This window comes from Halomonas sp. GXIMD04776 (assembly GCF_049808615.1).
GTDB lineage: Bacteria > Pseudomonadota > Gammaproteobacteria > Pseudomonadales > Halomonadaceae > Modicisalibacter.
Genome location: NZ_JBNCAN010000029.1, coordinates 40,629 through 49,825, shown reverse-complemented (window position 1 = coordinate 49,825; position 9,197 = coordinate 40,629). Strand labels below are relative to the sequence as shown.

The window sequence follows — 9,197 nt, the reverse complement described above, 5'->3', positions numbered from 1 at the left end:
ACCCAGACGCCACTGCCCAGCAATATAAGCAGGGCGACGAGCAATGTCAGAACAAGCGTCAGCATCACGGTTTTCCTAGGTCATTCATCTGGACTGGCGTCGTCGATATGAAACTCGCCGGGTTTGGTGGCGGCGATCACGGCGGTGGTGAGCCAGGCTTCGGTCAGGGCCAGGGTCAGCAGCAGGATTCCCAACAGCATGACGCTCTGTGGAATCCACAGCGGCACCGGTACCATGCCGTAGGAGACCTCATTGAATTCGATGCTGTCGAGCATCAGCACGCCGGTGTACCAGGCGAGATAACCGCACAGGCCCAGGGCGATGCTCAGGCACCACAGCTCGACGAAGACGCGTACTTTGGGCGGCAATTGCCCGGTCACCAGCGTCACGCGGATATGGCCGCCATGCACGAAGGTATAGGCCAGCCCCAGAAAGCTGGCGCCGACCAGCAGGAAGCCGGAGATTTCCGCAAGCCCTGGAATCGTGAGGTTCAGACTCCCGGTACCGACCGCCGTCAATAGCTTGTCGAGCAGGCGGCCGATCACCTGAAAGGCGATCATGGCGCAGATGACGCATAGACAGACCGCTGCCGCGTAGCCGCCCAGGGTATAAAGTGCGCGAAGTCGAAAATGCATGGACAATCCCGGCTTGTTATTAATGAATGCTACTGCTGAAGCTGCTCGTAGTTATCCAGGATCTGCTGGCCCTGTTCACCGGCACGCTCGCTCCACTCCTCGGTCATGGTGTTGCCGATCTCCTCGAGGGATGCAGCCAGTTCCTCGCTAGGCTCGCTGACGGTGATGCCGTTGTCGCGCAGTACCTTGAGCGCTTCCTCGGTCTCCTGGCGGCTCATCTCCCAGCCGCGTTCCTGTGCTTTCTCTGCTGCGTCCAGTACCGCCTGCTGGGTTTCATCGTCCAGGTGGCCAAAGGCGCGTTCACTGACGATGACCATGTTCTTGGGCAACCATAGCTGGGCATGATTGAAGTGGTTGAGATAGTCCCAGGCCTTGGTGTCAGCGCCGGTGGCCGGGGAGGTGACCATGGCATCCACGCGACCGGTGCTGAAGGCGGTGGGAATGTCCGGCACCTCGATCTGGGTGGGCACTGCGCCGGCCAGTTGGGCCAGACGCTCGCTGGACTTGTTGTAGGCCCGCATTTTGAGGTTCTCGAGATCGTCGATGGTCTCGATCTTGTCCTGGGTATAGATGCCTTGAGGCGGCCAGGGCACGGTGAACAACAGGCGTAGCTGCTGCTTGGCGAGCTCCTCGCCGATGGTCTCTTTGGAGGCTTCCCAGAGGGTGCGGGCCTGCTCGTAGCTCGAGGCCAGATAAGGCACTGAATCCACCTCGAAGATCGCGTTTTCATTGGCCAGGCGTGACATGATCACCTCGCCGAGAGGCACGATGCCGCGACGTACCGAGTTCTTGATCTCCGGGTGGGCGATCAGCGAGCCGTTGGCGTGCACGGTGATGTCCAGCTCGCCGTTGGTCTTCTCGCGCACATCGTCGGCGAATTCGCGAATATTGACGGTATGGAAGGTGCGGTCACCGTAGGGCGTGGGCATATCCCACTCGGTGGCTGCCTGAGCGGTCGTGCTCAAGGCGATGGCGAGCCCGGTGGCGACTAAAGACAGACTGACGAACCTGCGGCCGAGTTTATGACCGAATCTGTAAAGAGGCATGTGCGATTCCTTCTTGTTGTCGAAAAATGTGCTGTGTCCTGAGTATCAGCATCGCCCGGTAAACCGGGCTCCTACCCAAACAGAGCTTGTCGCTCAGGACGGTTACAGCTTCAATGAGCATAGAACAGAACCTGGGTGAAACGTACCGAGACCGTCCATTGTAGGGGTTCCCATGTCCAATGTTGCCGCCGCCTATCGCGCTACAGAAGGCTCGATTCTCGATATCGACCGTGACTTCTATCGTCGGCTTGCGCAAGAGCAGGATGATCGCAAACTGATCACGCACCACACGGTGCCCATCCGCGACGGCCTCGCCTGGAAGGTGCCGGCGGGGCACGTCTTTCGCCTCAAGGTGATCGAAGGCCCTCAGGTCGGCGATCTCAATCTCTGGAGCTTACACAATCCTCGAGAGCGCTTCTGGGCCTCCCGCACCCGCCAACTGCAGCGCGCCCATGTTTCCACCTTCGATCGGCTCTGGTCGACGCTGCCCTATCTACGCCCCATGGCGACCATCATCGATGACAGCCTGGCGGATTACGGCATGGACGATGAAGGCGGGCGGGTACACGATCTGCTCGGTACCCGCTGCGACCCTTACGTGAACCGGCTGCTCAGCGGTGAGGATTTCGATTTTCACTGCCACTCCAACCTGGTGCGGGCAGTGCTTCCCTATGGTCTCGATGAACGGGACGTCCATGACGTACTCAACGTCTTTCAATGCACCGGCCTGAATGACGACGACCAGTACTTCATGAAGGCCTGCCCTGCGAGAAAGGGTGACTACCTGGAGTTCTTCGCCGAGATCGATCTGCTCTGCGCCATGTCCTGCTGCCCCGGGGGCGATCTCTCCGTGGATCTTTGGGGCCCGGAGGCCGCGGATCCGCTTCAGACCTGTCACCCCTTGGGCGTGGAGGTCTATGCTGTGAAGAGTGATCTGCTCGAGGGCTGGTCACCCCCGGAGCCCGCTCCCTATAAAGGAGGACATGGCTTGCAGAAACCGCAGATTGATTGGGCGGAAATCAAGGCGAACGACATGAGCAACGGCCAATAAGGGAGGACATCATGCCAACCTTGCTACTCAACGCGGATGTGGGCGAAAGCTTTGGTGCCTGGACGATGGGGTGCGATGAAGAGGTCATGCCCTACATCGATCTGGCCAACGTGGCCTGTGGTTTTCATGCTTCCGATCCGGACACCCTGCGACGCACCGTCCGTTTAGCGGCGGCGAACAAGGTCGCGGTAGGTGCGCACCCCGCCTATCCCGACCTGGTGGGGTTTGGGCGTCGCTCCATGGCCTGCTCGGCGGAGGAGATCGAGAACCTGGTGCTCTATCAGATCGGTGCGCTGTCGGCGATGTGCGAGGCGGAAGGCACCCGGCTGCGCTACGTCAAACCCCATGGCGCGCTCTATAACGACATGATGCGCGACAGCGTCAAGCTCGCCGCGGTGATGCGGGCGGTAGCCGCCTTCGATGCGGCCTTGCCGCTGATGGTCATGGCCACCCGCGATCCCGCGCCAGCACAGGAGTTGGCCGATGGCCATCTTATCACTCTATGGTTCGAGGCCTTCGCGGACCGTGCCTATGACGGTGAAGGCCGATTGGTATCACGGCGTAAACCCGGTGCGGTGCATCATGATCGCGAGACGATCGTCGATCAGGCACTGCGCATCGCCAAGGGGCAGCCACTTACCACCAGCGACGGCAGCGAGCTGGTGCTGGAGGCGCAAACGCTGTGTGTGCATGGGGACAATCCGGAATCCATCGCCGCGGTCAGGGCGATTCGTCGGGCCCTCGCGGACAGCGGGATGAGTGCCCAGATAGAAGCATGAGCAGACTTAGAAGCTATTTCTGAATTTTTCAACATGACGGGCTCGGGGACAAGGTATCGCAAGGGCGCTGTAAACCCGTCCTTGGGCGCTACTTTTGCCATCCATGGCAAAAGACCCTTGCTTTTACCTTGTCCCCGAGGTCCAGTCTGTCTACAGAACCTTGAAAATTGCTCTCATGAACAAAGAGGCCTATTTAATGCAGCTGCCGCGTCTGGAAGTGGCGGGGATCGATGCCTGGCTGGTGCGGCTATTCGACCGCATCGACGATGCTAACATGCCCTGGATCATGGCCTTGCTGCGCCGGTGCGAGGAGAGTTTTGGCAAGGCGTTGATCGATCTGGTGCCGTCCTATACCACCTTGCTGGTGCATTACGATCCCTTGTTGCTTACCCCGGTCGAGGCGCGTTCGCGTTTGGCGACGCTGCTCGCCGATCTCGAACCGGACGAAGACGGCGCACGCGATGAAGGCTCTTCAGGAAAAGCCAAGGAATTACAGGTCTGGTACGACGACAGCGTAGGGCCGGAGCTTGAGCTATTGCAGGAGCGTAGCGGCTTATCGCGGGAGGCGATCATCGAGGCGCACAGTGGGCAGGAATACCATGTCTTTGCTCTGGGGTTTGCGCCGGGATTTGCCTTCATGGGCAGTTTGCCGAAAGAGTTGGTGCTGCCGCGTCTGGACACGCCGCGCAAGCGCGTGCCGGCAGGCAGCGTGGCGGTGGCCAATCGCCAGACGTCGGCCTACCCGCGTATCTCTCCTGGAGGCTGGAATTTGATTGGCCGCACCAGCGCACGGCTGTTCGATCGAGAGCGGGATGGCTTCAGCCTGTTGCGCGTGGGCGATCGGGTGCGCTTTCTGGCGGTCGACCGCGATCGTTTCGAGAAGGCCGGCGGTGACACGACGCCTGTCGAGGAGTGCGGAGCGGACGCAAGCAGGAAAAATTCATGAGCACAGCCGGCGGTAGGGGCGCTAGTGGCGGGAGCAGAGTTCAGTTGCGCGTGGAGCAGGCCGGGCCGCTGGCGCTGTTGCAGGATGCCGGACGCTTCGGCATGCGGCGTCTTGGGGTGACCCAAGGCGGCCCGGTGGATATCCATGCCTGGGTCTGGGCCAATCATCTCTTGGGTAATCAATGGGGCGCGGCAACACTCGAGATTACTTTCGGCGGTTTGAGCCTGATCGCCGAAGGCGAGGCCCAGCTTGCACTAGCCGGGGCGAATCTTGAGGCCACCCTGGACGATGAACCTATCGAGCCCTGGTCGCGTTTTACGATACAGGCGGGCCAGCGTCTGCGTTTTGGTTCGCCGAAAAACGGGTTGCGTGCCTATCTGGCCGTACCGGGCGGTTTTCTTGCCGAACCGGTGCTGGGTAGCATTGCCGGCGTGGTTCGGGAAGGCCTGGGCGGCCACGATGGTCAGGGCGGCAAATTGCAAAAGGACGATACCCTGGTCTTTCAGGAAGACTATCGTGAGGGTCGTGATCTGCCCGATGCACCGTCCGCCGGCGAACGACCGGACTATTCACGGCCAGCGAGACTGGCGCTGGTGCCCGGCGCCCAGATCACCGACTTTGAAGGCAGTAGTCTCTTCGCGGCGTTCAACCGCCCCTGGCAAGTCGACGATCGCGCCGATCGCATGGGCGTGCGTCTCACGGGGCCTTTATTGAAATGTGGCATATCCAGCATGATTTCCGAGGGTATCGGGCTTGGCGCCGTTCAGGTGCCGCCGGATGGTCAACCGATCGTGCTACTCAACGACCGTCAGACCATTGGTGGCTACCCGCGTTTGGGGGCCTTGACGCCGCTTTCTTGCGCGCGACTGGCGCAGTGCCTACCTGGGCATGAGGTTTATTTAAAGGCCCAGGCGTTGAGTGAGGCTCACCAAGAGTATCGACGCTTTCTGCGCTTCTTTCGGACCGATTGACGAGTCGCGCAACAATCAATGACCGACGGTCACCAATTGGCCTTGAGCATCGAGTTCGAGCCTGCGCTGACGCCCCGCCAGCAGCGCGAAGGTGGTGGCCAGCGCGACATAGGTCAATAACACCGAAGCCAGCAGCGCCATGTCCTGGGTATATTCCAGCAGGGTACCGACCATCAATGGCCCGGTGGCGGCCAATACATAGCCAAACCCCTGAGCCATGCTCGACAACTGGCTCGCGAGTGCTGACGTGCCGGTGCGTAGCACGATCAGTGTCAGTGCCATGCTGAAGCAGCCCCCTTGTCCCATTCCCAGAAGAAGTGCTCCCAGCCAGCGCCAGTCCAGTGGCGCCAGGAGCAGCAGGGCGATACCTGCGGCGGTCAGGCTCATCAGCAGAAGGATGGTGGGACGTTGGTCGCGGCCCAGGCGTGCAAGCCAGGGCGCGCCCAGGGCAGTAGCCAGCTGGCAAGTGATCGAGGTGGCCAATAGCCAGCCGGCCTCGCTCTCGTCGAGCCCGCGGTGCTGTAACAGTACCGGCAGCCAGCCAAAGACGATATAGGCAAGCGATGACTGACAGCCCATGTATCCGGTGACCTGCCAGGCCAGCACCGAACGCATCAAGCGCGGTTTGGGATGTTGCACTCGAGTGTGCACCCCGGTGCCGGAGCGGGGGTGCGGCATACTCAAGCGCCAGGCCGTCAGTGCCAGCAAGGCAAGAAGCGCCCAGCTGCCCAGGCCGAAGCGCCAATCACCCAGCCAATTCGACAGCGGCACCGTGAGTCCAGCGCCCAATGCCCCGCCCAGACACAGCGCCATGGTATAGACGCCGGTCACCACATCGGCGCCCTGGGGGAGTTCACGCTTGACCAAGCCGGGCAGCAGGGTGCCGGCGATGCCAATGGCGGCACCGGCCATCAAGGTACCTAGATAGAGCAAGGGAATGTTGCTGCTGGCGCGCAATACCAAGGCGAATGCCAGCAACAGCAAGCCCAGGCTCAAGGCGCGCTCTGCGCCCAATTGCCTCGATAGTCGAAGGGCCAAGGGTGCGAACAATCCCAGACACAGCACCGGTAGGGTGGTCAGCGCGCCGATGGCGGAGGCGGAAAGGCCGAGATCCTGCTGAATGCGTATCAACAAGGGTGCCATCGACGATAATGCAGGGCGCAGATTGAGCGCCACGAGAATCATCAGGGCAACGAAGAGCAGCGGGCGAGGCCGCGACGGTAGCGATGTCATGTGGTGCTATTGCAGGTGTTTTTTCAAATCGCCGCGCACGCTGTCGAGGAAGGTCACGAAGCGAGTGTCATGATCGTCATCGTGACGATCGACACGACAGCCCAGCGACATACTGCGCTTGACCAGAATCTCGTCGTAGATATCCAGGCTGATCTTGCAGGCGGGTTTGGTGCCCGGTTCGATGCTGCCATCTTCGAGAGTGAAGCTTTCCAGCAGAGTGGCGCGCACGCGGGTGGTGCCGCCCTCGGCGAGCACCCGACGCACGAGCAGCCACCCCTCGCAGGCCAACGCTTCAGCCTTGTCTCGGCGGCGCAGGAACAAGGTGCGATAACAAGCGCCTTCCTTGGCCCCTTTGTCCGCCATGCTGCGATAGCCTTCGGTCACCCGGGAGGCCATGGCGTGGGACTCCGCCAACTTGCGCAGGGCGGCATTATGCTCCCGGCTCAACTGGTCCTGGCGGTTGAAGCGTTGCCAGCGGTGATAGTCGTTAAAGAGTCCGGTCGAATCCATGACGATGTCCTTGGAGATCAAGAAAAATGACAGTGCAGCCGATAGTACGAGGAAAGCACCTATTCAGAGGCAGACTATGATGGCTTACCTGTCGATCTCATGCCAGCGATGGCCCTCAAGTTCCCGCGCAGTTTGCCGATACGTCGAATTGAACACCTATCGCCACTCTATTCCAGCGGTGAATCCGTTGTTGGACTGGTAAAAAGGTCATAGATAAAAGAGGGTCATCATGGCGAGTATTTCTTCATTAGGTATCGGTTCTGGCATGGATCTCAACGGGCTGGTCGATCAGCTCGAGTCCGCCGAACGTCAGCAGTTGACGCCGATCGTCCAGCAGCAAAAAAGCTATCAGGCCCAGATTTCGGCCTTCGGTCGGCTCGAGTCGGCATTGGACAAGTTCCAGCAAGCGGCGGCCACACTCAACGATGCGGACTCCTTTCGCAGCGTGAAAAGCAACATGAGCGGTGATGCAATGACCGCCACCGTGGGTACCAAGGCGGTTGCAGGCACCTATGATATTGCCGTCACGGAGCTGGCTCAGGCGCACTCTCTGGCAAGCAGTGGCGTCAGCGACAAGACCGAGAAGCTAGGAGCCGGCAATCTGAGCATCCAGGTCGGCGACGAGAAGATTGATATCGATATCAGTGAGGGCAAAAGCTCTCTTGCCTCGATTCGTGATGCCATCAATGCCAAGGAAGGGGGAGTGACCGCCTCGATCATCAATGATGGAGGAAGTGAACCTTATCGCCTGGTGTTGACCTCAAAGAACACGGGTGTCGACTCGAAGATGACGGTTGCTGCCAGTGGTAATCCACGACTGGAAGCATTGCTGATCCACAATGAGAGCAACAGCACCATGGAGCAGACGGTTGCTCCCAAGAACGCTGCGCTGACGGTCAACGGTATCGCGATTACCAGCCAATCCAATCGGGTCGAGGAGGCCATTCAAGGCGTCACTCTCAATCTCGACAAGGTCACCGGCACTGGCGAAAAGGAACGATTGACGGTTTCCCAGGACAGTGAGGCGATCACCAAGAACGTTCAGGATTTCGTCGACGCCTACAACACCCTGCAGAAGACCATGGATGGCCTGACCTCCTATGACAAGAAGAGCGGTGTGGCGGGGCAGCTTCTGGGTGACAGCACCATGCGCGGAGTGGAGTCACGGCTGCGCAATGTCATGGGCAATCCTTTAGACGGAGACGGTCTCAAGCGATTATTCGATGTCGGTATCGAGCTCAAGCTCGATGGCAAGCTGGAGGTCGATAGCGAAAAGCTCGAAGCACTGGTCGCCGAGAGCCCGGAAAGTCTGAGCCGCTTCTTTGGCGGTAACGATACCCAGGACGGCTTCTCGGACATTCTCGAGACCACGGTCAAGACCATGCTCGACGAGGGTGGCCTGTTGAGTAACGCCACCAGCGGTCTGGAGAAGCGCATCGAGGGATTGGGTGACCGTTATTCCCGTACCGAGGAGCGCATTGATGCAACGGTTGCGCGCTATCGTAAACAGTTCGCGCAGATGGACACCCTGGTCGCTCAGATGAACTCCACCATGAGTTATCTGGGTCAGCAGTTCGATGCCATGAATGCCCAGTTGGGTCGTAAATAACAGTGGAGCTCTCGATGAGTGCAATGCGCGGTGCCAATGCCTACGCCCGGGTGGGCGTGGAAACCGGGGTGATGTCCGCCTCCCCCCATCAATTGATTGTCATGCTGTTCGATGGCGCCCTGGCGGCCATGCGGGCCGCGCGCCTGCACATGCAGCAGGGCAACGTCATGGAAAAGGGCAAGTCGCTATCCAAGGCGATCGATATCGTCAACAATGGCCTGGCGGCAGGGCTGGATCGTGAGCGCGGTGGCGAGATCGCCGAACGCCTGGGGTCGCTCTATGAATACATTGTCAGCTTGTTGCTCAAGGCCAATCTGAAGAATGACGAGCAGCCTCTCGAGGAGGCGTCGCAATTGCTTGAGAACATCGCCTCCGCCTGGCGTGAAATTGCCCCCTGAACGTCAAGTGCACGTGAGC

General features: G+C 60.0%; 10 protein-coding genes. 6 read left to right on the top strand and 4 right to left on the bottom strand.

Features of this window, described 5'->3' with window-relative positions; translation table 11 throughout:
• Window positions 1–80: 80 nt before the first annotated feature.
• On the bottom strand, window positions 81–635 hold the full coding sequence (locus ACPF7Z_RS17220; protein WP_425194489.1) for a TRAP transporter small permease: 555 nt from the start codon (window positions 633–635) through the stop codon (window positions 81–83).
• A 29-nt stretch (window positions 636–664) separates the two neighbouring features.
• Window positions 665–1,681, bottom strand: a complete 1,017-nt coding sequence (locus ACPF7Z_RS17215; protein WP_425194488.1) for a TRAP transporter substrate-binding protein — start codon at window positions 1,679–1,681, stop codon at window positions 665–667.
• Between the two features lie 172 nt (window positions 1,682–1,853).
• Between ACPF7Z_RS17215 and ACPF7Z_RS17210 the strand changes: the two genes are divergently transcribed.
• From ACPF7Z_RS17210 to ACPF7Z_RS17195, 4 genes are all read left to right on the top strand, one after another.
• Complete coding sequence (locus tag ACPF7Z_RS17210) at window positions 1,854–2,732, top strand: urea carboxylase-associated family protein (RefSeq protein ID WP_425194487.1); 879 nt, start codon at window positions 1,854–1,856, stop codon at window positions 2,730–2,732.
• A gap of 11 nt (window positions 2,733–2,743) precedes the next feature.
• Entirely contained in the window at window positions 2,744–3,511 is a 768-nt protein-coding gene (locus ACPF7Z_RS17205; RefSeq protein ID WP_425194486.1) for a 5-oxoprolinase subunit PxpA, read from the top strand.
• A 196-nt stretch (window positions 3,512–3,707) separates the two neighbouring features.
• Window positions 3,708–4,457, top strand: a complete 750-nt coding sequence (locus tag ACPF7Z_RS17200; RefSeq protein WP_425194485.1) for a 5-oxoprolinase subunit B family protein — start codon at window positions 3,708–3,710, stop codon at window positions 4,455–4,457.
• Window positions 4,454–5,428 carry a biotin-dependent carboxyltransferase family protein gene (locus tag ACPF7Z_RS17195; protein ID WP_425194484.1) on the top strand — a complete coding sequence of 325 codons (975 nt, stop codon included), beginning with the start codon at window positions 4,454–4,456 and terminating at the stop codon, window positions 5,426–5,428. The genes ACPF7Z_RS17200 and ACPF7Z_RS17195 overlap by 4 nt, the downstream gene beginning before the upstream one ends.
• A 15-nt stretch (window positions 5,429–5,443) precedes the next feature.
• On the opposite strand, the gene ACPF7Z_RS17190 is transcribed toward ACPF7Z_RS17195, so the two are convergent.
• Together ACPF7Z_RS17190 and ACPF7Z_RS17185 are read right to left on the bottom strand one after the other, a co-directional pair.
• Window positions 5,444–6,661 carry an MFS transporter gene (locus ACPF7Z_RS17190; RefSeq protein WP_425194483.1) on the bottom strand — a complete coding sequence of 406 codons (1,218 nt, stop codon included), beginning with the start codon at window positions 6,659–6,661 and terminating at the stop codon, window positions 5,444–5,446.
• Between the two features lie 6 nt (window positions 6,662–6,667).
• A complete protein-coding gene (locus ACPF7Z_RS17185; protein ID WP_425194482.1) occupies window positions 6,668–7,171 on the bottom strand; it encodes a hypothetical protein in 504 nt (167 codons plus the stop codon).
• 229 nt (window positions 7,172–7,400) lie between these two features.
• Between ACPF7Z_RS17185 and fliD the strand changes: the two genes are divergently transcribed.
• Together fliD and fliS are read left to right on the top strand one after the other, a co-directional pair.
• Window positions 7,401–8,780: a flagellar filament capping protein FliD gene (gene fliD, locus ACPF7Z_RS17180; protein ID WP_425194481.1), complete on the top strand. Its 1,380-nt coding sequence runs from the start codon at window positions 7,401–7,403 to the stop codon at window positions 8,778–8,780.
• 14 nt (window positions 8,781–8,794) lie between these two features.
• On the top strand, window positions 8,795–9,178 hold the full coding sequence (fliS, locus tag ACPF7Z_RS17175) for a flagellar export chaperone FliS (protein ID WP_425194480.1): 384 nt from the start codon (window positions 8,795–8,797) through the stop codon (window positions 9,176–9,178).
• The last annotated feature ends 19 nt before the right edge of the window (window positions 9,179–9,197 follow it).

Coding starts and splice junctions, on each gene's coding strand:
- ACPF7Z_RS17220 (WP_425194489.1), bottom strand. CDS start 635: ATGCATTTTCGACTTCGCGCACTTTATACCCTGGGCGGCTACGCGGCA.
- ACPF7Z_RS17215 (WP_425194488.1), bottom strand. CDS start 1,681: ATGCCTCTTTACAGATTCGGTCATAAACTCGGCCGCAGGTTCGTCAGT.
- ACPF7Z_RS17210 (WP_425194487.1), top strand. CDS start 1,854: ATGTCCAATGTTGCCGCCGCCTATCGCGCTACAGAAGGCTCGATTCTC.
- ACPF7Z_RS17205 (WP_425194486.1), top strand. CDS start 2,744: ATGCCAACCTTGCTACTCAACGCGGATGTGGGCGAAAGCTTTGGTGCC.
- ACPF7Z_RS17200 (WP_425194485.1), top strand. CDS start 3,708: ATGCAGCTGCCGCGTCTGGAAGTGGCGGGGATCGATGCCTGGCTGGTG.
- ACPF7Z_RS17195 (WP_425194484.1), top strand. CDS start 4,454: ATGAGCACAGCCGGCGGTAGGGGCGCTAGTGGCGGGAGCAGAGTTCAG.
- ACPF7Z_RS17190 (WP_425194483.1), bottom strand. CDS start 6,661: ATGACATCGCTACCGTCGCGGCCTCGCCCGCTGCTCTTCGTTGCCCTG.
- ACPF7Z_RS17185 (WP_425194482.1), bottom strand. CDS start 7,171: ATGGATTCGACCGGACTCTTTAACGACTATCACCGCTGGCAACGCTTC.
- fliD (WP_425194481.1), top strand. CDS start 7,401: ATGGCGAGTATTTCTTCATTAGGTATCGGTTCTGGCATGGATCTCAAC.
- fliS (WP_425194480.1), top strand. CDS start 8,795: ATGAGTGCAATGCGCGGTGCCAATGCCTACGCCCGGGTGGGCGTGGAA.